General features: G+C 69.8%; 16 protein-coding genes and 3 pseudogenes. 7 read left to right on the forward strand and 12 right to left on the reverse strand.

Going from position 1 to position 22,262, the window contains the following annotated elements; all coding sequences use genetic code 11:
- The 3 genes and pseudogenes from BBH68_RS37555 to BBH68_RS37570 all read left to right on the forward strand — a co-directional run.
- Positions 1-441: IS701 family transposase (locus BBH68_RS37555; RefSeq protein ID WP_425428883.1), on the forward strand; the 441-nt coding region annotated here is incomplete at its 5' end.
- Between the two features lie 223 nt (positions 442-664).
- Positions 665-1,646, forward strand: a pseudogene (locus BBH68_RS40180) (IS5 family transposase).
- A 76-nt stretch (positions 1,647-1,722) separates the two neighbouring features.
- Positions 1,723-2,949: an IS701 family transposase gene (locus BBH68_RS37570; RefSeq protein WP_076971121.1), complete on the forward strand. Its 1,227-nt coding sequence runs from the start codon at positions 1,723-1,725 to the stop codon at positions 2,947-2,949.
- 460 nt (positions 2,950-3,409) lie between these two features.
- On the opposite strand, the gene BBH68_RS37575 is transcribed toward BBH68_RS37570, so the two are convergent.
- The 5 genes and pseudogenes from BBH68_RS37575 to BBH68_RS43775 form a co-directional block, all read right to left on the reverse strand.
- Entirely contained in the window at positions 3,410-5,008 is a 1,599-nt protein-coding gene (locus tag BBH68_RS37575) for an N-acyl-D-amino-acid deacylase family protein (RefSeq protein WP_065968397.1), read from the reverse strand.
- Positions 5,009-5,079: 71 nt separating this feature from the next.
- Entirely contained in the window at positions 5,080-6,528 is a 1,449-nt protein-coding gene (locus BBH68_RS37580; protein WP_065968398.1) for a Na+/H+ antiporter NhaC family protein, read from the reverse strand.
- A gap of 64 nt (positions 6,529-6,592) precedes the next feature.
- Entirely contained in the window at positions 6,593-7,957 is a 1,365-nt protein-coding gene (locus BBH68_RS37585; RefSeq protein ID WP_065968445.1) for a type III PLP-dependent enzyme domain-containing protein, read from the reverse strand.
- A 173-nt stretch (positions 7,958-8,130) separates the two neighbouring features.
- Entirely contained in the window at positions 8,131-9,768 is a 1,638-nt protein-coding gene (locus tag BBH68_RS37590; protein ID WP_065968399.1) for a PucR family transcriptional regulator, read from the reverse strand.
- Between the two features lie 441 nt (positions 9,769-10,209).
- Positions 10,210-10,756: pseudogene (locus BBH68_RS43775) on the reverse strand (integrase core domain-containing protein); the annotation flags it as partial.
- A gap of 100 nt (positions 10,757-10,856) precedes the next feature.
- On the opposite strand from BBH68_RS43775, the gene BBH68_RS42465 reads away from it, so the two are divergent.
- On the forward strand, positions 10,857-11,126 hold the full coding sequence (locus tag BBH68_RS42465; RefSeq protein ID WP_158080329.1) for a hypothetical protein: 270 nt from the start codon (positions 10,857-10,859) through the stop codon (positions 11,124-11,126).
- A gap of 82 nt (positions 11,127-11,208) precedes the next feature.
- Here the strand turns inward: BBH68_RS42465 and BBH68_RS40200 are convergent.
- From BBH68_RS40200 to BBH68_RS37600, 3 genes and pseudogenes are all read right to left on the reverse strand, one after another.
- A pseudogene (locus tag BBH68_RS40200) lies at positions 11,209-11,325 on the reverse strand (LacI family DNA-binding transcriptional regulator); the annotation flags it as partial.
- A gap of 3 nt (positions 11,326-11,328) precedes the next feature.
- Positions 11,329-12,285: an aldo/keto reductase gene (locus BBH68_RS37595; protein ID WP_065968400.1), complete on the reverse strand. Its 957-nt coding sequence runs from the start codon at positions 12,283-12,285 to the stop codon at positions 11,329-11,331.
- Positions 12,285-14,177, reverse strand: coding sequence for a DUF8034 domain-containing protein (locus BBH68_RS37600; RefSeq protein ID WP_065968401.1), 1,893 nt, complete (start codon positions 14,175-14,177; stop codon positions 12,285-12,287). Before BBH68_RS37600 ends, BBH68_RS37595 begins: the two co-directional genes overlap by 1 nt.
- Before the next feature lie 162 nt (positions 14,178-14,339).
- Between BBH68_RS37600 and BBH68_RS37605 the strand changes: the two genes are divergently transcribed.
- From BBH68_RS37605 to BBH68_RS37615, 3 genes are all read left to right on the forward strand, one after another.
- Positions 14,340-15,161 carry an amidohydrolase family protein gene (locus BBH68_RS37605; protein ID WP_065968402.1) on the forward strand — a complete coding sequence of 274 codons (822 nt, stop codon included), beginning with the start codon at positions 14,340-14,342 and terminating at the stop codon, positions 15,159-15,161.
- Positions 15,162-15,263: 102 nt separating this feature from the next.
- Complete coding sequence (locus BBH68_RS37610) at positions 15,264-16,259, forward strand: acetylxylan esterase (RefSeq protein ID WP_065968403.1); 996 nt, start codon at positions 15,264-15,266, stop codon at positions 16,257-16,259.
- Between the two features lie 49 nt (positions 16,260-16,308).
- Positions 16,309-17,067, forward strand: coding sequence for a GntR family transcriptional regulator (locus tag BBH68_RS37615; RefSeq protein WP_065968404.1), 759 nt, complete (start codon positions 16,309-16,311; stop codon positions 17,065-17,067).
- Positions 17,068-17,148: 81 nt separating this feature from the next.
- Here the strand turns inward: BBH68_RS37615 and BBH68_RS37620 are convergent, their stop codons facing one another.
- Genes BBH68_RS37620 through BBH68_RS37635 form a run of 4 tightly spaced genes read right to left on the reverse strand, consistent with a single transcriptional unit; the run spans position 17,149 to position 22,238 of the window.
- Positions 17,149-19,122: a right-handed parallel beta-helix repeat-containing protein gene (locus BBH68_RS37620; RefSeq protein ID WP_245738509.1), complete on the reverse strand. Its 1,974-nt coding sequence runs from the start codon at positions 19,120-19,122 to the stop codon at positions 17,149-17,151.
- 41 nt (positions 19,123-19,163) lie between these two features.
- The gene (locus tag BBH68_RS37625; protein WP_245738510.1) at positions 19,164-20,096 is read right to left on the reverse strand and encodes a carbohydrate ABC transporter permease; all 933 of its coding nucleotides are present in this window, start codon (positions 20,094-20,096) and stop codon (positions 19,164-19,166) included.
- A complete protein-coding gene (locus tag BBH68_RS37630; protein ID WP_245738511.1) occupies positions 20,089-21,015 on the reverse strand; it encodes a carbohydrate ABC transporter permease in 927 nt (308 codons plus the stop codon). Before BBH68_RS37630 ends, BBH68_RS37625 begins: the two co-directional genes overlap by 8 nt.
- Positions 20,994-22,238, reverse strand: a complete 1,245-nt coding sequence (locus BBH68_RS37635) for an ABC transporter substrate-binding protein (protein WP_079151455.1) — start codon at positions 22,236-22,238, stop codon at positions 20,994-20,996. The genes BBH68_RS37630 and BBH68_RS37635 overlap by 22 nt, the downstream gene beginning before the upstream one ends.
- Positions 22,239-22,262: the final 24 nt, after the last annotated feature.

The following is a 22,262-nucleotide window of genomic DNA, read 5'->3' on the forward strand; positions in this document are numbered from 1 at the left end:
CTCGCCCGGCAGAAATGGAAGCGACGTTCCTGCGGCAGCGGGGCTCACGGCCTGCGGATCTACGACTGGGCGCGCGTCGAAGTGCGGCCCTGGCACCGGCCCGACCGCCGCCACTGGGTGATCGCCCGCCGCAGCGTCGCCCGCCCGCAGGAGATCTCCTACTACATCGCCTACTGCCCCGCCCAGACCACGCTCGACGACCTGATCCGCATCGCCGGCAGCCGATGGGCCATCGAGGAATGCTTCCAAAGCGCCAAACAGGAATGCGGCCTGGACGACTACCAGGTCCGCCGCTACCCCGGCTGGCACCGCCACATGACCCTGGCCATGGCCGCCCACGCCTGCCTGACCGTCCTGCGGGCCCGCGAGCTGGATGCCGGGAAAGCAGAAACGGATCCTCCCAGCTCATCCACCTCAGCCTCGCCGAGATACGACGGCTGATCACCCGCCTCACCGACCGTCGGCCCACACCCGTCGAGCACATCCTGCACTGGTCGACCTGGCGCCGAAGACGACAGCACCAGGCCCGCACCAGCCACTACAAAAGACGCGGACACAGCCCCTGACCTGGCCATCAGTCACGGCAAACACCGTTGCAGTACTAGGGACTGTCTCTGGTTGTGATCAAGCCCCGGGGTGGGGGCCGGTCCGATAAGACTGTGCTGTGACGCGTGTGCAACTGACTGACATCGAGTGGGAGTTCATCGGGCCGTTCCTGCCGGTCGGCAGGTTCGGCCCGTACCCCGAGCGGCTGCGTGAGCAGTTCGAGGGGGTGATCTGGCGGTTCCGCACCGGCAGCCAGTGGAGAGAGATGCCCGAGCGATTCGGCGCCTGGCAGACCGTCTACAACCGCTTCACGCGATGGCGGGACGCGGGCGTCTTTCAGACCCTGCTGGACGAAGCGATCGCCGAGGCCGCCCGCAGGGACGAGATCGACATGTCCCTGGTCAGCGTGGACTCCACCACCACGCGGGCCCATCACGACGCCGCCGGCATGCGGGTCAGCGAACAGACTCTGGCCGCACTCGAGGAGGCAGCCTCGCAAAAGGGGGAGCATCGCAGGGACAAGGCGGGCAGGAGGGCGAAAGCGATCCGGTCCGTGCCGAACGCCGGCGCATCCGCTTACGACGGCGGGCCCGGCTGAAGGCCGCCCTGCTCGGACGGTCGCGCGGCGGGCTGACCAGCAAGATCCACCTAGCTGCCGACCGGCGGTGCCGGCCGATGGCCCTCCTTCTGACCGCCGGACAGGCCGCCGACAGCCCCCAGTTCATCCCGGTCCTGAGCAAGGTACGGGTCCGTCTGCCCGTCGGCCGTCCCCGCACCCGGCCGGCTGCCGTGGCCGGCGATAAGGCCTACTCCTCCCGCGCCAACCGAGCCCATCTGCGCAAACGCCGCATCAAGGCAGTCATCCCGGAGAAGAGGGACCAGGCCGCCAACCGCAGGAAGAAGGCAGCCGTGGCGGCAGGCCCGTCACCCACAACAGCGATCTCTACCGCGACCGCAACACAGTCGAGCGGGCCATCAACAGGATGAAGGACTGGCGAGGCATCGCAACCCGCTACGACAAGACGCCCGAGAGCTACCTCGCCGGACTCCATCTCCGCGCAGCGACCATCTGGATCAGCAGCATCCTGAAAGCCCAATGATCACAACTGGAGACAGCCCCTAGTAGTGCTTCGTTACGTCGGGTGATCTTGCCTGGTGGTGGGCATCTTCTCTGTTATGAGGCTGGGGGAGGTGGAACGGCTCCGGGGTGAGTTAGCGGAGTTCGTTGCCGATGTGTTCGCCTCGCTGCCGCGGCGGGATCAGCGGCGGTGGGGCGCGTGCTATCTGCGGGGTCTGATGCTGGATGGCCGGCGCAAGTCGATCCAGCCGATGGCCGAGCGGCTGCCGGACGGGAACATGCAGGCCCTGCAGCAGTTCGTGAACCAGTCGCCGTGGGAGTGGACGCCGGTACGACAGCGGATCGCCCAGAGACTGTGTGAGGCGATCAGCCCTGAGGTATGGGTGGTCGACGACGTGTCGTTTCCCAAGTGCGGCACTGCTTCGGTCGGGGTGGCCCGGCAGTACTGCGGAGCGCTGGGCAAGCGGGCGAACTGCCAGGTCGCGGTCAGTGTGCACGCGGCCACCGACACGGCGTGCCCGCTGGAGTGGGAGTTGTTCCTGCCCGAGGAGTGGACGGACGATGACCGGCGGCGCCAGCGGGCCGGGGTCCCTGACGAGGTCGGGCATGTGTCCAAGACGCGCCTGGCCCTGGGGCCGCTGGAGGGGCTGGCCGCACAGGGACTGGCAGTGCCGGTGATCGTGGCCGATGCCGGTTACGGCCGCAGCGTGGCCTTCCGGCTCGCGCTGGAGGAACGCGGCTGGTCATACGTCATGGCGGTGGACCCCAAGGAGATCGCCCGACCGGCCACGGCAGAGCCGTATCAGCCCGTCTACGGCGGGCTGGGACCACCCACCCTGCCGCGCTACCGCGAAGCTCCCCGGCCTTTGACCCGGTTCGTCGATGCCGACACCTCCTTCGAGGAGGTCACCTGGCGTCAGGGCAGCAAGTCCGCGATGACCTCGCGATTTGCCGTGCTGGAGGTGCGGCCCTCGGGCAAGGAAGCCTGCCGTACGGCTCAGGAACAGGGCGGCGGACGCCGCCGGTGGGACGGTGTGCTGCCGCTGCGGACCCTGCTGGTCGAGCAGCCCGCAGACGAAGCCGAGCCGACCGGCTACTGGATGACCAACCTGCCCGCCACCACCCCGGTCGCCGATCTGGTGCGGTGGGCGAAGATGCGCTGGCGCATCGAGCACGACTACCGCGAACTCAGGCACGGTCTGGGGCTGGACCACTTCGAGGGCCGCACCTGGCGCGGCCGGCACCATCACGTCACCCTCGTCACCGCCACCCATGCCTTCCTCACCCTCAGGCGGCTCGACCCCAAAGCCCGGATGCCGGCCTGACCCTTTACCAGGTCCTGGACAGCACTCCAGGACCTGCTGAGGTGCTGGGCCGGCATCTGCACCACCTGCGGCCGACCCCTCACCACCAGCAGAACCAGAGACAGAACCTAACGAAGCACTACTAGAGCGACGAGGCCGACCCACCGCCAGTCCGGGTGCAGGCGTCCGACCAGGGCGGATGACATTCTCGGCAAGCGCATGGTCGCCCGCACACGATCGCCCGGGGACATACGGCGATCGACCGCCACCAGCTCACGGTGACCAATTACCCGGCGGACCCACCGGGCTCGGGCAACTCATACTGAACCGGCCTTCCGCCCGGTTTCTTCCACCCGGGCGGCTGGCACCCCGAGCCCTTCCGCGCTGTCTTTCCCCAGCGTGGACCCTCGTCGATCCGGGAGGCCCGGCCGCTCTCCCGGTAATCGACCTCTCCCGCGCCCGGGAGGAGGCCGGGGCCGCCTCAGACCTCGGCGGGAAGGCGTCGCAGGAGGCGGCCGGGGCGTGCGCCGGTCAGCTCACCATCGCGCAGGACGATTTCGCCCGCCACCAACACATGCCGCGTCCCCTCGGCGTACTGCCACGGATCCGCGTACGTCGCCAGGTCGGCCACCTGAGCCGGGTCCAGCACGGCAAGGTCTGCGACCTGGCCGACCGCTACCGTCCCTCGATCGGTCAAGGGTAGCCGTGAGGCAGGCAGGGATGTCATTTTGCGTACGGCGTCGGCAAGTTGTAGCACGTCGCGCTCGCGGACGTAGTGACCGATGACTCGGGCGAACGCGCCGAAGTTACGTGGGTGCGGGTGCCCATCCCCAGGCGCACTCAGTATCCATCCGTCACTGGCGACGGCGCTGCCCGGATACCGCAGCACGGTGTCCACGTCGGCTTCTGCCATTGCGTGGTTCACAATCATGACCTCGCCCTGGTGCGCGGCCAGGACATTCAGTGCCGCAGCCGCCGGCTCCACGTCCTCGTCGCGCGCGATGTCGGCGATGGTGCCGCCGACCCGGTCCGCGTACTGGCCGGGGCCGAGCATGGCGATGACGACGCCTTCGGGCAGGAAGGTGCGCCCGACGGCGGGGCGCAGGTCCTCGAGAATCCGGGCACGTGTTGCCGGATCGCCAAGCCGTTCCAGGAGTCCTGCCGGACCACCCTCCATGGCCCAGTCGGGGAGCCGGGACGTCAGCCGGGTCGACGAGGCGGTGTAGGGATAGACGTCGCACGCCACGTCGATGCCCTCGGCGACGGCCGACTCGATCAGCCCGAGCGCCTTGTCGACCTTGCCATGGTTCGCCGGTCCCATCGCCTTGAGGTGGGAGATCTGGAGGCGAACGCCGGCCTCCTTGGCGATGAGCAGCGCTTCCTCCACTGCCTCGATGACGTGGTCACCCTCGTCTCGCATATGGGTGGCGTACAGCAGGCCGCGCCGGGCCGCCTCGGCGGCGAGGGCGATGATCTCGTCGGTTGCTGCGAAGGACCCCGGCGCGTAGATCAGCCCGGTGGATATACCGAAGACACCCTGGTCCGCGGCCGTGGCCAGGAGGTGCCGCATCGCCTCCAGGTCCACGGGACCTGCACCCGTCCTGGCGTCCCCCATGACGGCAGCGCGCAGGGCTCCGTGGCCCACAAGCGGTGCGATGTTGAGAGCCGGTGCGGCGGCCTCCACGGCCTCGGCGAAGCCGTCCAGGTCACGCCACTGAGCCCCGGCCAGCGTGCCAGGCCCGCCGACGACCGGGTCCTTGTCGGGGGCGAGCGGGAAAGGGGAGAGCCCGCAGTTGCCCGTCACCACCGTGGTGACGCCTTGGCGCAGACACGCCTCGCCACCAGGGGATGTGAGGACGGAGAAGTCCGCGTGGGAGTGCAGATCGATGAACCCGGGCGTGACCGTCAGCCCGGAGGCGTCGAGCACCTCGGCCGCGCGGGCAGCCGGATCCGGCGCGCCGACGTGGACGATACGCCCCGCCCGTACACCGATGTCGGCGTTTCGGGGCGCGGCCCCGGTGCCGTCCAGCAGGGAGCCCCCGGTGATCAGAAGGTCGTATGGAGCGGTCGGGTGAGACATCGGTTCTCTCTTTCGCGGCGTTCTTCCATACGGGTGGTGTGTGCGGGCAGGAATCGGCAGTGCGGCACCGGTCACAGCAGCACTATGAGCAGGATCGTGTAGAGAGCACACGCCGGGATGAGCAGGGCCCATCCTGTCCAGAGCAGATAGGGGAGCCTGCGCGCCCGGGCCAGGCCCATGGCACCGACCATGTTGGCGTTGGGCAGTGGTCCGTAGGTGTCTGCCTTGGACGCCCACAGCAGGATGATCACCCAGGCGGCGGGGGTGATGCCGAGGCTGGTCCCGAGAGGCCCGAACACCTCGCTGATGAGCACGACCTGGGCCGCGGTGGCACCCGGAACGCCGACCCAGCCGAGTGCGGCCACGGTGAGGGCGAAGGGCAGTGCCGACATGCCGCGCAGGCCCGGGCCGTACGTCTCCAGGACGACGTCGTAGGGCTGGAGCAGGTCGATGAAGCCGAACAGGACGGCGAGCAGCCAGAACAGCAGGAACATCGGCAGGAGGCTGCGGGCCCCGGCCAAGAACGCTTTGAGCGCGTGCAGGGGTGAGAGCCGGGCGGCGGCGGCGGTGCAGACAGCCATCAGGGGCAGGGCTATCAGAGGGAACGTCGTGCTCGCCTTGGTGAGCGCCGCGTAGAAGACGGTGAGCACCAGGACGGTGACAAAGACCCAGGTGGCGTGGCGGGTGCGGACCGCTTCGGCGCCCTCGGCCGGGCCGTCCCCGCCGGCATCTTTAGTGAGTTCGTCAGGCCGGTAGAAGTCGCCCTGGCCCGCGCTGCGCCGCTGCACCCACGGCACGACGACGGCGGCGAGGAGCAGCGACAGCACTGCCAAGGGCCCGGCGCCGACGAGGACGTAGGTCAGGTAACCGGTGTCGGCCGCCTTCATGATCGCGACGTTGGCCCCGGCGAAGGGCGCGAGCGCGAGGCCCGCGCAGCCGCCGAGGAACATGGTCACCGCGGTTGCCGACCTGGTGAATCCGGCCCGCGCGGCGACGGGGACGAGGAGCGGCGCGGCGATGGCGAGAGCCCCGGCGAGGGTACCGAGACCCGCGACGAGCACGAGACAGGCGCACATCATCCCGTACATGAGGGCGGTCGTGCCCCGGCCTTCGGTGACGCGCAGAATGTTGCGGACCAGGCAGTCAGCGACCCCGGTGACCCGGAGCACCTCGCCGACCGCCGCGCCGAGCACGATGATCAGGCCGATGATGGTGACCGTGTCGGTGAGGGAGCCGTCGAGGACATCGACGGTCTCGTCGAGCGGGGGCAGCGCGACAAGTACGGCGCTGGCCACGGCGATCCCCGTCACGGCCAGCAGGTTCATGCCGGCCAACGAGAGGAAGGCGTACAGGGCGATCGGCAGCAGACCCCACATGGTGGGGGCATCGCTGAGCAGCCCTGCCGCCAGGCTGGCGGCGAGCGCGACGGCAGCGGCTACCCAAGGCATGGAGCGCCGGACCGGCGAGGGTGGGTCGGGAGTGGTGCCGGCCGCGGGTCCGGCGGTTACGGACTGGGTCATGGCAAATCCTTCTGAGAGCGGGGAGGGGACGGCGGGTGCCGGTGGTGAGTCTCGGCGGCAGCCTTCAGATCTCGGCCACGGTGCCCAGGGAGACCATCGCATCGGCGTGGGCGAGGCCGCTTTCCGCCGCGATCTCGTCGAGCGTCTGCGGAGCCCGGACCGTGGTCAGCCGTACACTGCCGGTCCTGTCGGCCATGAAGCCGTGGACGGCAGGCCGCGGCAGGCTGTTGTACGCCCAGTGAGTGGAGAAGTAGTAGGCGCCGGTGTCGTACAGGACGACGAGGTCGCCCTCCGCCAGCTCCGGCAGTTCCCGGCCGTGGGCGACGACATCACCGGCGAAGCAACATGGCCCCGCGATGTCCTGGGGCAGCGGCGTGCCGGTGCGGGGGTTGCCGTCGGCGTCGAAGGCACCGACTCGCAGCGGCCATGCGTCAGGCATCAGGACGGTGCGCGTGGCGGTCTGCGCTCCCGCGTGGGTGACCGCGATGCGCCGACCGCCGGCTTCCTTGGTGTACTCCACGCGGGCAGCGATGAACCCGTTCTTGGCGAGCAGTGAGCGGCCGAACTCCGTGACGAGCGTGTACCGGCCGTCGAAGAGGTCGGGGACGGCCGTGCCGAGCGCCTGGACGTACGCGGCGAAGGTCGGGCGTGTCTCGTCGTCGTCGAAGTTGACGGGCAGCCCGCCGCCGATGTCGAGGCTCGTGATCTGCCGGGTGCCGAGCGTCCGGTTGATCTCCTCGGCCAGCCGGTACGTCTCCGCGACGCCCTCCGCGATGAGTTCCAGCGGGCATCCCTGGGAGCCGACGTGCGCGTGGAGCCGGCTCAGCCATGGGCGCTCGGCGAAGGCTCGCACCACGCGGTCGCGCGCGCCGGGATCGCGGAGTGCCACGCCGAACTTCGAAGTCTCGGTGGCGGTGCTCATCGCGCCGATGGAGCCGCCGCCGACCTGAGGGTTGACGCGTAGACCGACGACTGACGCGCTGTTTGCCGGGCGGAGTTCGTCGAGGCGGCGCAGTTCGTCGAGGTTGTCGGCGTTGACCGCCACGCCCAGGGCGAGGGCCTCTCGGATCTCCTGCCGTGTCTTGGCGGGTGAGTCGAGGACGATGCGCGAGGGCTCGACTCCGGCGTCAAGCGCGATGCGCAGTTCTCCCGGGCTCGCCACCTCGCAGCCCATGCCGAGCCCGGCGAGGAGCCGCAGTACGGGGACCAGGGAAGCGGCCTTGACGGCGAAGGTGTGAAGTACGTCGGGGGCATGAGCGAAGGCGGCGTTGAGGCTGGCGACAGAGGCCCGGATGCCCTCGGTGTCGAGGAACCCGACGACCGGTTGAGCCTCTGAGATGAGCCCGGTGGCTGCGGCACGACGCATCACTGCGGAGACACGCTGTTCCGGGGAGAGAGCGGCCGGAAGGACGGCCGTTGGGGGGGAGATGTCGCTGGCAGATGTCACGAGGGGGCTTTCCGGTGGGACTGTGCCACGTGCTCCTAGGCGGCGTAGCGGGATGGGAGAAAGGTTGATCTGCGCACCCGCTGCCCGTCTTCATCCCCAGGTACAAAGCACCGCCGATATTTTGGCCGGTCGGATGAACACCGGATGAAATCTGCTCAAACCACTCCGGAAAGGCGCACCGCCAGGGCGAGGACCAGCCGGGTGTCGGGGTCGTCGAGGTCGATACCGAAGCGCTCGCGGGTCCGCCGCAGCCTGTATCGGAGCGTGTTCGGGTGCAGGACGAGACGCCGGGCCGCAAGCCGGATGTCGCCTGCCGTCTCGAGATAGGCCGCTAGGGAACGCACCAGGTCACCCCCCGAGGCGAGGTCCGCACGGATCAGCTCGTGCACGGGGCCTTCGCCCGACTCCCATACGGGGCGCGCCGCGTCGAGCATGCGCAGGGCGTCGATAGTCGGCCCCACGTCGCCGGGGCCGGCATGCCGGAGGGGACGCGGGTCGCGCCCCCGGGCCTCCCGGTCGCGCAGGGCGCGCACCACCAGCAGCGCCGTCTCGTACGACGAGGACGCTTCCAGGCCGGACGGCACGGTCTGTCCCACACCGATCCAGACCGGTGCGGCATCGGGGATACCGGCCGCCAGTGCGTCGATCTCCCGGGCCAGGACGAGGGCCTCGCGCTGGTCACCGTCGTCGTTCACGGGAAGCAGCACGGCGACCTGGTCCTGTTCGTGCAGGACACGGGCCGTGGAGCGCGAAGCGGTGGCCTGGATCGCGAGCGCCTTAAGGGTACCGTCGGACCCTGGGCCGTCCGGATGGTTGCGTACGGCGACGACGACGGCGCAGGGTGCGTCGGGTGACAGGCCGAGGGACCACAGGTGTGCCCGCTGGTCACCGTTTCCGTGCAGCAGGCCGCGCAGGGCATGCGCCTCGCGCCGTACGGTGCCGCTCTCACGCAGCCGGTGCCGCAGGAGATGGGGCACGGCGAGCGCGGCGGCGCGGCGCAGCACCTGAGGGGCGTCGGGCGAGAGCCGCTGTCCGTCGGCGGCTGCCCACAGGGAACCGAGCATCTCGCCGCCGGTGCGGACAGCGACGATGAGGCGTTCGGGGCTGTCGCCTTCGGCGGGCCGGTGGATGACGTCCTGGGATGTCCACAGCGCCCGCAGCAGGCCACTGCGGCGCAGCTCGGCGACACGCCAGTCAGGGACCCGGCCGCCCAGGATCGTGGTCCGGCGCACCCCGTCCGCGTCCGGGCCTGTCGCGGAATGGGCGAGGACGCGGAACTGAGTATCCTCTACGGTGATCGAGCCGCGACACTGTCGGGCAGTGGACGTGGCGAGAGCGGCGAGCCCCCCTTCGGCGGCAGAGTCAGCCATGAGGTTGCTGCGGCCGACGGACGCGAAGGCGGCCGCGGATCGCAACAGTGCGATCGCAGCACCCCAGTCCGCCCATTCGGCGCGGGCCAGCAGCGCGATCCCGCACTCCTCCGCCGCCGCCAGGGCCTCGGACAGCATGGGCGCCCCTCCGGGCTCCCGCAGCACCACCGCCACCGCGCCGCGCCGGGCGGCCTCCCGCACGGCAGCGGAGGCGGCTGAGAGGTCCGGTGGAAGACCCGTCGCCAAGACGATCCCTCCTTCGTGCGGGTGGGCCGCCCCTTCGTCGCCGATGATCACGCCGAGGATCTCGACATCCTGTCCGGTGGGGGCGAGCAGCAGGCGCAGGACGCCGTCCTCGTCGTAGGAGAGGACCTGGCGGAGCGTGACGTGGTCTGGACTGTCCGCGGTCGTGCCTGGTGTCATGCGTACGAGGGTACGAGCACGCTCCCTCTCCACAGGCGGAGCATGCGCTCCGCGTTCTCGATGGTCGGCGCACCATAAACCGGGCTGCTGTCACGTTGGCGGGATTTCCTGCGCGCGCCGAGCGAGGCACTCCCTGAAGGGTGTCAATATTCCGATCAGGCTGCTGAGCTGGGTCTTTGCTACGGATGGTGAGGCAGCCGTGGTGACGTGGTGTGGTACTCGTTGAGTAGTCCACCAAGGACTTGCCGGCGCCTGACTGTGCCAGCAGGCAGGGTGTGCCGCCCGAAAAGTCGTCGCTGCACGTCATGCCGCATATCTGTACTCGTTGACGATGCCACCGAGGATCCGGGTGCGCAGGACTTTGCGGGGGCTGATGTCGTGCCCCGTGGCCGGTTGGTGGTCAGCGTCGGGCGGTAACTGGTTGCGGGCTTGATGGGGTCGGTAGTCTGCCGCGATGATGCCCTCGGCTTGCGCGGCCAGGAATTCGCGCCAGGTGGGGCCTGCGTGGCGCGGCGGAGGATCGACGCCTGCGGCATGCAGGGTCTCCCGGACTGTCGACGCGGCGATCCGGTGCCCGAGTCGGGTCAGCTCCCCCTGGATCCGCCGGTGTCCCCACCTCGGATTCTCCCGGGCCGGCCGTAGGACGAGCTTCTTGATCGCTGCCGATGTGGGTGGGCGTCCGGTGCGCCGGCGCGCGGTGTGGTCCCACTTCGCGGTGATGAATCTGCGGTGCCAGGCCAGCAGGGTGCCGGGGGTGACAGGGAAGATCTCGCGCCAGTTGGCGTCGGGGTATCAGCCCGGACAGGGCGGCGAACCAGAAGCGGTCGGCGGGCTCGTAGCGGACCGGTCTGGCCGACTGGCGGCGCAGGACCGCGTTCTCGTGGCGCAGCACCAGCAGTTCCGCGTCCTTCGCTGTCCCGCGACGGAGGAGCACCGATGGAACCGTCAGCAGGCTTCGGGTCACCTTGTACAGCAAGGGCACGATCACGGGGGACATGATCCCAGCGGACTGGCCGTACCACTCCCACCTGCGACGACGACTTCTCGAGCGGCGCAGGATAGGTCCACTTCCGGGCGACGAGGCGTGCGTGCCAGCGCAGAACCGACCGTGGAGTGACCAGCAACGCAAGCCGTGCACGCCGGTGCTTGTTGACCACCGGGAGCAGCGCTGCCATGACGGCCCGATCGCTCCAGGAAAATTGAGGTCGTGGCTGGATGCGTTGCGCGACAGTGAGCTGGTGCCGGAGTATCAAGATCTCGACGTCTTTCGCCGCACTCGACCGGGCCGGCAGCGCAAGCCATCGGAAGAGTTGACACGCGAGCTGATAGATCAGACGTATCGCCACGACCCAGCATGATGCCGCACAGCGCTGGCTTCCTGTGCACTGGCAGATCCGACCCCGCAGGTCACCTCGGGTGACACAGTTTCCGGCATCCACAGGCGGCGAGGACCCGTGCGCGGGTCCTGTCCGACACCCGGCGGGTGCCGTTGACGACATGGGACACCGTCGCGATCGAGACACCGGCGTGCTCTGCGACATCGACGATGGTTGCCACGCCTCAGCCCTCCAGCAACGACCGCGGCACGAACCCGCCGGCGGCCAGCTGCTCCCACAGCTCGTCCGGGACGGGGAAGCGTGCCGCCGCCGCGTTCGCGCTCACCTCGGCCGCGGACCGGCAGCCGACGACCACCGAGCCGACCGCCGGATGCAGGAACGGGAACTGGACCGCGGCCGCGGACAAGGGCACCCCGAACCCGTCGCACAGCGCCCGGCACTCCTGCGCCCGGGCCAGCTCCCGCCGGGGCGCCGGACGGTAGTTGAACATCGCGTCGGGCGACGGGTCCGCGAGCAGACCGGTGTTGAAGACGCCGCCCACGACCACGGCCGTCCCGGTCCGCGCGCACAGCGGCAGCAACGTCGACAGTGCCTCGTGGTCGAGCAGCGTGAACCGGCCCGCGATGAGGACCACGTCCACCTCGAACTCGGCCACGTACGCGGCCAGAGGCGCGCTGTGGTTCATGCCGAACCCGATCGCGCGCACCAGCCCCTCGTCGCGCAGCCTGCGCACCGCCGGATAGGCCGTGCGCCCGACCTCCTCCGGGTAGTCGTCCGGGTCGTGCAGATACAGGACGTCGACCGAGGACCGGCCCAGCCGGGTCAGGCTCGACTCCAGCGAACGGCGGATCCCGGCCTCCGTCCAGTCCGTGACGACCTCGCCCGGCGCGCCGCCGGGCCCGGGGCGCAGCAGCCACCCGGCCTTCGTGGAGACGACCGGCTCGGTGATCCCGGCCGGCGCGAGCAGTCGGCCGAGGCGCTCCTCGGCCTGGCCGTGCCCATAGCGCGGCGCGGTGTCGAAGTAGCTGATCCCTGCCTCGGCAGCGGCGCGCAGTGTGGCGGCGGCGTCCTGCTCGGACACCTCCTCGAACAGCCCGCCCAGCGGCGCGGTCCCGATGCCGATGCGGGGGAGGGCGAAGGGCGTCCGGGACGCGGCCCGGCCGGTCGTGGACGCGATCATCACGCTTCCTGCCAGGGGGAGTTGTACGCGGGCCGGCCGGCCCGCAGGGTCATGGTCAGTGTCAGCCGCACCCGCGTGCGGCCGGGCAGCTCCACACGGCAGTACGGGCCGCCCACCTCGTGCGCGGGCCCGTCGTCGACGCGGACGGTGTGCACGACGTGCTCGGCAAAGGAACCCGCCTGCACGACCACCGAGCGCGCCGCGTCGCCCAGATTGACCAGCTCCGCCACCGTGTGGTCCGGACGGATGTCCGTGACGAGCGCGGCGACGTCCGGCGGCAGCCCCGGGCGCCGCTCCACGGCGTCGTGGTAGCGCAGATGAAGATGGGCGAGACCGCCGTTGTAGAGGACCTGCGGAGAGCCCGTGGTCAGCTGCAGCAGTGCCTCGGTCAGCACCGGATTGAGCTGCTGCCAGTGGTGGATGCCGAGGGCGTCCGGCCCGACGGCCGGGTCCACCGGGTCCCCGGCGATGGCGTCGAGCCGCTCCTGGCACGAGGCGAGCGCGCTGCGCAGCATCCGCTCGGGGAAGTCCGGATTGCGGCCCTGCAAGAACTCGTACCAGGGCTCCTCGTGCCCCGCCTCGTCCTTGATGCGCTGGGTGTGCACCGCCGTCCAGTCCCAGTGCGAGCCGGCCCGCAGCACCTCGATCCGCTCCCGGTCCGCCTCCGCCCTGCTGAAGTGCCACAGGGACAGCGGGAATTGTCCCGGCATGACGGTGAAGTCGAACCAGCCGGAGTCGTTGTGGCGCTGCGGGACCATCAGGGTGCGGTCGGCGGTCATCGCCGCGAGATGGGGGTCCCAGCGTCCGCCGAGCGTGCCCCGCTCGTCCGCACCGCGCTGCTCGGCCCGGCCCAGCACCGCGTCCAGCGGATTGCGGGCCAGGTCCAGGAAGGCCGTGTCACCGGTCAGCAGAGTGGCGTTGGACCCGCCGACCAGGGTGCCGCTGGCGACCGAGGACAACCCGTGCGGCCACGACCATCCGTAGTGCCCGCCGTACCACCGGCCGGCCAGGTACTCGCCGACCTGCCCGCTCAGCCCCGCGTTGTCCGGTACGACGTCGCGCCCGGCGAGCCGCTCGAGCCAGACGCCGGCGTACTCGGCCACCCAGTCCGCGTAGCGCTGCCCGCCGCCGAGCAGATGGGCGTTGGTGGCGAGCCCGGTCGCCGCCAGGTTCACGAGCGTGTCGCCGCGGCCCATCCGGTCCCGCATCGCACGGCCGTAGGCGCGGGCCCGCTCGGGGGACGCCGCCAGCTCGTCGAAGGACGTCACGTCCGGCATGCCGTCGAGCGGCAGCCCGTAGGGGCGCAGCGCGAGGCTCCACGGGAAGTACGCGTCCTCGTCGCTGAACCCCCACCGGGGGCCCGCCGACCCGTTGTGCGGCGCCCGGATCACCCGGTGTACGGGGTCGTAGTTCGGGCCGCCCGGAAGGTAGAAGTCGGCGAAACGGAGCGCCAGTTGGCGCAGTTGGGCATCGCCCGGATCGGCCAGGCACAGCCCGTAGAACAGCAGCAGCCCCTCGCCCTGGTGGAACCAGTCGTAGCCGCGCTCCAGGCCGTCTTGCAGCATGCCCATCTCGGTGAGCTGCGCGCTCACCCCGTGCCAGTGGCGGCGCGCCGCGGCCAGCAGCTCCGTGCTGCCGCCGAGGACGTACAGCGTCGGCCAGTTGAAGAAGGGTTCGTAGAAGTCGTCCACGCCGTCGCGGCCGTCAAGGCCCCGGCCCAGCGTGTCGCGGAACACGAGGCGTCCGTCGCTCTCGGTGTACCGGTCGGCGAACACCCGCCACGCCTTGTCCTGAAGAGCGAACAACTCCCGCTGCAGCGTGGCCCATCGGGGGACGTCCGCGACGGGGCTGTCAGCTTGCAGGCGCAGGCCGGGCCCGGCCGCGGCCCTCATCGACGCACCGCTTCCGCCGTGTCCGCAGCGCCGCTCCGCTCAGTCCCGTGCATCAATGTGCACCCGCCCCTCGCAATCGCCCATCGATAGCCGATGGTTAGACTCACCGACGCGAGCCGACGTGTCAATACTCCGGAACGGCCCCCGAGGAGGCTGCCGACCATGATCGACTGCCATGTCCATCTGTGGGACCCGGCCCTGGGATTCCCCTGGATCCGCCCCGACAGCGCACACCACCGGACCTTCGACACGGACGACCTGGCCGCCTCGGGGACGGACCCGGACCTGTCCGGGGCGATCCTCGTCGAGGCCTCCCGGGGCGACGCCGGCGAGACACACGCCCTGGGCGAGGCGCGGCTGCTGCGGCCGGACCTCGTCGCGGGACACGTCGCGAACCTGCACGCCCACGCCGACGCCGGACCGCACCGGCTGCGCGCCCTGCTCACAGAGCCGGGCGAGAGCCGCCCCAACGGGATGCGGCTCGGCGGCCCGCGCTGGACGGACACCCCCGTGCCCGCCCGCGCCCTGGTCCCGGTCCTCGCCGACGCCGGTGTCGTCCTCGAGCTCAACCTCCTCGCAGGCGCGTTGCGCACCGCGGCCGACGTGGCTGCCGCGCATCCGGCGCTCACCGTGGTCGTCGACCACCTCGGCAACCCGCCGAACCTGCACACGGACCCGGGGGAGTGGTACACGGACCTCGACCGGGCCGCCGCGGCGCCGAACGTCGTCGTGAAGATCTCCGGCCTGCTGACCCAGCAGCACGGCGTCCCGCACGAACGGGTCGCGGCCCTGGTCCGCCGCGTCGTGGACGCCGTCGGCCCGCAGCGCTGCCTGATCGGATCCGACTGGCCGATCTGCCTGCCCCGCGGGAGCCGTGCCGACTCGCTGGCCCTGTCCCGGCTCGGCCTCGCCCACCTCACGGCCCGGCAGCGGGAGGACGTCCTGCACACGAACGCCGTGCGGGTGTACGGGCTGCGTGGTTGACACGCCGCGAAGCACCCTGATTCGATTCCCTCGATGATCGATAGGCGATGACCTACTGCCCCGGCCCGGCCCGGCCGGCCACGACCTCCGCGGAGACGCTCCATGGCTTTCTTCGACCTGCCCCTGGACGAGCTCGAGAGATACCGCCCCGACCTGCCCGAGCCCGCCGACTTCGACGCGTTCTGGCAGGAAACCCTCGCCGAGCAGGAGCAGTTCGCCACCGCCGCCACGTTCGACCCCGTCCACAACGGGCTGGCCACGATCGACACCTTCGACGTGACCTTCGCCGGATACGGCGGGCATCCGGTGCGCGGCTGGCTGCACCTGCCGGTGACCCGCACCGGTCCGCTGCCCGCCGTCGTGGAGTACCTGGGGTACGGCAGCGGCCGGGGCGCCCCGCACGAGAAGCGGCTGTGGGCCTGCGCCGGATACGCCCACTTCGTCATGGACACCCGCGGCCAGGGCGCCGAGACCCCCGACCCGGACCCGGCCACCGGCGACATAGCCGCCCCCGGCTTCCTCACCCGCGGCGTCCTCGACCCGCACCGCTACTACTACCGGCGCCTCTACGCCGACGCGGTCCGCGCCGTCACTGCCGTGCGCACCCACCCCGCCGTCGACCCGGCGCGCGTCGTCGTCACCGGCACCAGCCAGGGCGGCGGCATCGCGCTCGCCGCGGCGGGCCTGGTGCCCGACCTCGTCGGCGTCATGCCGGACGTGCCGTTCCTGTGCCACTTCCCGCGCGCCACCACGCTCACCGACCGCCCGCCGTACGTCGAGGTCGCGCAGTTCGTGAAACTGCACCGGGAGCACGCGGCCACGGTCGCCCGCACGATGGCCTACTTCGACGGCGTCAGCCTGGCCCGCAGGGCCACCGCGCCGGCCCTGTTCTCGGCGGGCCTGATGGACCACATCTGCCCGCCGTCGACGGTGTACGCGGCCTTCAACCACTACGGTGCCGAGCGCGTACCGGCCCAGGCGGACAAGCAGATCTGCGCGTACCCCTTCAACGACCACGAGGGCGGCGGCCCCGCCCACGAGGTCGTCAAGCTGGACTGGCTCGCCAAGCGGCTGGTGGACACCATCGATAGACGATGAGCGCGTATCATGGCACAACCGGCTCGCCCCGTCGCACGATTGGGAATCCATGGCATCGAATGCGTCGGCTGGATTCGTCTCCACGCTGGCCACCAACAAGGACCGTTTCCGCAAGACCCTGATCTCCGACCAGGTGTACGACCTGCTGCGCCAGGCCGTCGTCGACGGCGACCTCGCGCCGAACGAGCGCGTGGTCGAGTCGGAGATCGCGCGGCGCCTCGGCGTGAGCCAGGCCCCGGTGCGCGAGGCGGTCAAGCGGCTCGCCCGTGAGGGCCTGCTCATGCACGTCCCGCGCCGCGGGCACTTCGTCGTAGAGATCTCCTCGAAGGACGCCGAGTACGCCCGCCAGGTGCGCGAACCGATGGAGCGGCTGGCCGCCCAGCTCGCCACCGAGCACCTCACCGACGACTATCTGCGTGAGCTCGACGCGCTGGTGGAGCGGATGCACGCCGCGGTCGCGGCGCACGACGTGAGCCGGTTCCGGGACGCCGACATCGAGTTCCACACGCTGGTCAGCCGGATCTCGGGCAACCCGTTCCTGGCCCGCATGTGGGAGGTCCTCGAGCCCAGCCTGCGGACCCTGCGTGCCATCTCGGACCCGCTCTTCGACGGCGACTGGAGCGCCATGGCCGACGAGCACGGCCGCCTGGTCGAACTGCTGCGTTCCGGGGACGCCGGGAAGGCGGCCGCGGCGTTCGCCGACCACGCCGCCGGCCGCGGACCGGTCCCGGACGCCCGCACGACGAGAGCGCCCGGGGCGACCGGGAAGGCGAAGAAGCCACGGAAGGCCGCGGCAAAGAAGCCCTGACCCGCCGACCGCACGACGGCCGAGGCCCGAGCCGGAATCCCGGCTCGGGCCTCGGCCTTGTGGTCCGGCCTTGTCATCCTGCTAACCGCGGGCTCCCGCGGTCCACTGGGGCGCCCCGTACTGGTAAGCGCCCAGGCTCGGCGCCGGATCGGCCGATCCGGCGTTGATGCCGGGCAGTGCGATCGCCGCGTTGCGTGCCGGTGAGTCGGCCGACAGTCGGTAGTCGTGCGCCGCCGCGTCGACGAACAGCGGATCGACGTCCGGGGGCAGGTTGTTGGACAGCACGAGCCCGCCGTCGGTCGCGCCGCTCAGTCCCCGGATCGTCCCGATGTTGTTGTAGATCTTCGTGCCGGTCGACTGCCCCGGCTCCTTCACGTAGAAAAGGGTCATCCCGCCGGTGTTGTTGGTGACCAGGTTGTCGTGCGACCCGGTCCCGAGCCCGTTGAGCATCACCGTGCCCTCGCGGTTGCCCCAGCCCACGTTGTTCGCGATGACCAGGTCGCTCTGCCCGTTGTCGGCGTAGATGCCCGAGATGCCGAACGTCGACGACTTGGTGCTCGGATCCGGGTCGTGCAGCACGTTGTGGTCGAGGGACGAGCCCATCATGTACGCGCTGCAGCAGGTGTAGATCGCGGCGACGTCGAGGCTGAGCCGCGCGTACCCCGAGATGTCGTTGTACGCGATCACGTCCTTGCCGGGTTCGAGCCCCTCCACGGTGTTCCACTGCAGGTTGATGCCGCTGCGGCCGACCCGCGAGATCGTGTTGTGGGTGACCGTCTGGCTGTTGCCCTGCACGGCGATGCCGGCCGCGTACGTGCCCATGTAGTCGACATCGTGGATCACGTTGTCGGTGGCCGTGTTGTTCTGGCCGCGCAGCGCGATGCCGTTGCCCGCGCTCAGCGACAGATCACTGTTGATCACCTTGTTGTGGGTGCCGTTGATGATCAGGCCCGTGTCCGCGACGCCCCGCGTCACCGTCGTGCCGCAGTCCGTCGCGCCGCGCGTGATGTCCGTGTAGTGCGACAGGTACTGGCCCTTGATGCCGTCCAGCGTCACGCCCGTGCTCGTCGCGCCCGTCTGCACGGTCGTCGCGAAGAGCTTGATGCCCGACACCTTCGTGTGGCTGGTGTTCGTCAGGTCGAAGCCCAGGGCGCGCCGCTTGGCCTCCACCCGGTGGTTGTCCGGATCGTCGTCCCCGTACACGTACAGCTTCTTGGCCGTCGGGTTGTAGAACCACTCGCCGGGGCGCGCGAGTTCACCGATCTTCCCGGAGAGGGAGTACCGGGTCTCGTTCGGTACGACTTTGTGGACGCACGGCGGCGCCACGTCGAGGGTCACCGAGCCGACCGCCGAACTCTTCACGGTGCCGGTGGCCGAGACGTACCAGTAGCCGGTGAGGGCACGTGCGCCGTCCCAGTATCCCGCGGGGCGGGTCAGCGCCGCGTCGGAGATCGTGGCGTTCGCACTGCCCGCACCGGCGTACTGAAGCGTGGGTCCCAGCAAGTCCAGGCCGGGATAAGGCCATTGGGCCTCGATGTCCATCTTCTTGTCGGTGAACACCTGGACCGTCGACACGTCCGAGCCGAGGTCCACGTCGGTGCTGTAGATGTGCCCGGCCGCCACCGCATCGCTGAACTGCGAGCCGGCGGCGAACGGATCACTCTTCGCGATTTCGGTGATGTCGGCGGCGGTGACCGGATCGAAGCCGGTCAGCCGTGAGGCCCCGTTCACCGTGACGTCGGCGCCCACCGCGGCCTTGTACGTGATCGGCAGCTCCGCGGTGCCGGACCGGGCCGGGACCACCGTCTCCTCGTACGAGCCCGAGACGATCTCGCACGTGTCGCCGGGCACCATGATGTCCGCGCACTTCTGGATGTGCCGGAAGGGGTACGTGGCGTCGGTGCCGGCGTTGGCATCATCGCCGTACGGGCCGACATAGTAGGTCCGGCCCGCCTGGGACCGGGGCGGATGGGCCGCCGCCGGATGACCGACCGCGACCACTGTCAGCGCAGTGAGCAGGGTGGCCGCGGACAGATGTCTCCATCTCCTGGACACTCCGTGATCCTTCCTTCTGAGGTCGACGGACAATGCGGAGGTCAGCCCTTCACGGCACCCACCATGAGCCCGCTGATGATGTGGCGCTGCATGTAGATGAAGAAGATGACGACGGGCGCGACGGCGAGCAGAAGGTTGGGGAACACCTTCGTGAGGTCCGTCGAGTACTGGCTGATGCTGGCGTAGATCGCCGTCGTCACCGTGTAGTGTCCGGAGGACGGGCTGAGCAGGATCTGCGGGGAGACGAAGTCGTTCCAGATCCCGATCGAGTTGAGGATCAGGACCGTGACGACCGCCGGACGCATCAGGGGAAAGACGATGGTCCAGAACGTCCGGTAGCGGCCCGCCCCGTCGATCGTCGCCGCATGGTCGATGTCCACCGGGATGGTGCGGATGAACCCGACGAACAAGAAGATGCTCACCGGCAGCGTGGACGCCACGTCGTGCGCGATCAGACCGGTCACCGTGTTGGCCAGGCCGACCTCGCGCAGCACGTAGATCACCGGAATGATCACGGCGGCAGCCGGGATGAACGTCCCGGCCAGGAAGTACAGCAGCACCAGCTGCGTACGCCGCTTGAGGCTCCGCGCGATTACGTATGCCGCCGGGCCCGCGAGCAGGATGCACAGCACGTCCACGACCACGACGAGGAACAGCGTGAAGCCGTACCCGCCGATCACGTTGAACTGCGGGCTGCTGATCGCCGCCGACATGTGCGCGAAGGTGAGCTTGCCGAGCGGGATCGAGAACGGGTTGTCGAGGATGTCCTGCTGCGACTTGAAAGCGTTCACGACGAGCAGATAGATCGGCACGATCATCACGACGAACAGCACGCCGAGCAGCGCCCAGCGCACAGGCGAGCGCGGCTCTTTGCGCCCGGTGCCGCGCTTGCCGTCGGCGCTGTGCGCCGGCCCGGTCGTCGGCCTGTCGTCGGGTTTTGCCTCTAGTACCACCACCACCGGCTCCTCAACCACCTGTCGCGGCCTGGTCCTGACGATTGCGCAGCGCCGTCACGAGGAGGGCGAGCACGGCGGACACCACCATCAGGAACACCGCCTGCGCGGTCGCGTAGCCGACCTTGGTGCCCTCGAAGGACCGGGCGAGAATGAGATACGTGAACGTCTGGGTCGATCCGGCCGGACCGCCACCGGTCAGGCTCACCACGATGTCGTACGCGCGGATGAGCCCCACCAGGTTCAGCACCGTCGCCACGGTCACCACGGGCGCGATCATCGGGATCACCACCCGCAGGTCGGTCTGCCGCCTGCTCGCCCCGTCGATCGCGGCCGCCTCGAGCAGCTCGGCCGGTACGGTCTGCAGCGCCGCCACGAACAGGACGACGTTGAAGCCGAATCCGGCCCACACGATGACGGCGATCAGCGAGATCAGCGCGAACTTCTCGTCGAAGAGAAAGCCGACCGGCGCGATGCCGAACTTCGCGAGGGTGTTGTTGATCGCGCCGTTCGTGCCGAGGATCGCCGCCCACAGATAGCCGAGGATCAGTGCGCTGATCACGTGGGGGAAGTAGGCGACGGCCCGGAAGAAGGAGTTCGTGCGCGACTTGGCCTTGAGCGCGAGCGCGTACACGAGCCCGAGGCCCACCATCAGCGCGGTTCCGAACGCCGCGACGAGTGCCGTCACGTACCAGGCGTCCGTCGAACTCGGGTCGTCGAAGAGGTGCTTGTAGTTGTCGAGCCCGATGAACGCGGCCGTCGAGAACCCGTCCCAGTCGGTGAGGCTGAGATACAGGGCGACCCCGACCGGCACGACCGTCATCAGCGTGTAGAGCAGGACGGCCGGGCCGATCATCCCGAGGGAGACTGCCGTCTCCCGCAGCCGGGCCCGGCGCCGTCCGAGCCGCTGCGGCCCGCTCATCCCTGCGAGTTCCACCACTTGTCCAATCCGTCGGCGACGGCCTTGGGGGAGGCGCCCATGTACAGGGACTGGACCTGCTTGTTGAGCTCGTCGCTGAACCCGGCGATCGGCTGGTTCGCACCGGACTTCACGATCACCGACGGAGCCTTGTCCAGGATCTTCTGCACCGACGTCCCCAGGCTCGACATCGGGTACGTGAAGCCGCCGCGCAGATTTCCGTCGGAGGCGAGCTGGCTCCTGATGGCCTCCGGGTCGGTGGTCGCCCACTTCACGAAGGAGATGGCCTCGGCCTTGTGGCGCGACTTGTTCACCACGACGTACGGGTTGCAGATGTTGCCGAACTGGCCCGACGGGTACGCCCCGTCGGTCGGCATCGTGAACACGCCGATGCCGTCGCTCTTCTTCGCGGCGTCCGCGGCGGGCACGAAGAACGACCCCATGATGTACATCGCCGACTTGCCGTTCAGGAACGCCGTCTGGCCGTCCGCGTAGGTGAGGCCGAGCGCGCTCTTGTCGAGGTAGCCCTTGTCGATCCAGCCCTTGTAGTGCTGGAGATAGGGCAGATAGCCGCTGTCGGCGAAGGACCTCTTGCCCTTGTTGCGCTCGGCCGTCCACTTCGGGTCGGCGGTGAGCACGCCCGCGTCGGCCATCATCGAGAACTGTCCCCCGGTGACCCACTGCCCGGCGGTCTGCAGGGGCTTGTAGCCGATGTCCTTCAACTTGCCCATGGCCGCGGTGAACTGGTCCATGGTCCGGATCGCGCCGGCGTTCACCCCCGCCTTCTTGAAGGCGGCCTTGTTGTAGAAGACCAGTGACTGGATCTGCTCGCCCACACCGACCACGTAGTGCTTGCCGCCGATCGCGTACTGGTCGGCCAGCGGCGTCTTCGCGGCCCAGGGCTGGTCGGACAGGTCGGCGAAGAGTTGCGCGGTGTCGGCCGTCGGCGTGATCTGCTGCGCGACGTCCGGCGGATCGCCGGCGGCCAGGTCCTGGCGCAGCTTCGCGTCCGCCGCGACCGTGCCGGTCAGTTCGAGCTTGACCGTCACGCCGGGGTGCGCCTTCTCGTACTTCGCGAAGAGGTCGTTCCAGTACTTCTCCGTCAGGTTCGGCGTGATGTTCACGATGACGCGGAGGGTCGTGCCCTCCGCGGCCTGGTCGGACCCGCCGCCGCAGGCGACGGCCGACGCCATCACCAGCGGAGCCACGGCGAGCGCACAGGTCCGGCGCCACATTGGTCTCATGGGACACGCTCCATTGCGTAGTCA

It is taken from the genome of Streptomyces sparsogenes (genome assembly GCF_001704635.1).
Taxonomy (GTDB): Bacteria; Actinomycetota; Actinomycetes; order Streptomycetales; family Streptomycetaceae; genus Streptomyces; species Streptomyces sparsogenes.

Excerpts from the sequence above, each read along its gene's own strand:
- BBH68_RS37600 (WP_065968401.1), bottom strand. The coding sequence starts at position 14,177 with ATGAGGGCCGCGGCCGGGCCCGGCCTGCGCCTGCAAGCTGACAGCCCC.
- BBH68_RS37605 (WP_065968402.1), top strand. The coding sequence starts at position 14,340 with ATGATCGACTGCCATGTCCATCTGTGGGACCCGGCCCTGGGATTCCCC.
- BBH68_RS37595 (WP_065968400.1), bottom strand. The coding sequence starts at position 12,285 with ATGATCGCGTCCACGACCGGCCGGGCCGCGTCCCGGACGCCCTTCGCC.
- BBH68_RS37570 (WP_076971121.1), top strand. The coding sequence starts at position 1,723 with ATGAGGCTGGGGGAGGTGGAACGGCTCCGGGGTGAGTTAGCGGAGTTC.
- BBH68_RS37635 (WP_079151455.1), bottom strand. The coding sequence starts at position 22,238 with ATGAGACCAATGTGGCGCCGGACCTGTGCGCTCGCCGTGGCTCCGCTG.
- BBH68_RS37590 (WP_065968399.1), bottom strand. The coding sequence starts at position 9,768 with ATGACACCAGGCACGACCGCGGACAGTCCAGACCACGTCACGCTCCGC.
- BBH68_RS37615 (WP_065968404.1), top strand. The coding sequence starts at position 16,309 with ATGGCATCGAATGCGTCGGCTGGATTCGTCTCCACGCTGGCCACCAAC.
- BBH68_RS37610 (WP_065968403.1), top strand. The coding sequence starts at position 15,264 with ATGGCTTTCTTCGACCTGCCCCTGGACGAGCTCGAGAGATACCGCCCC.
- BBH68_RS37580 (WP_065968398.1), bottom strand. The coding sequence starts at position 6,528 with ATGACCCAGTCCGTAACCGCCGGACCCGCGGCCGGCACCACTCCCGAC.
- BBH68_RS37575 (WP_065968397.1), bottom strand. The coding sequence starts at position 5,008 with ATGTCTCACCCGACCGCTCCATACGACCTTCTGATCACCGGGGGCTCC.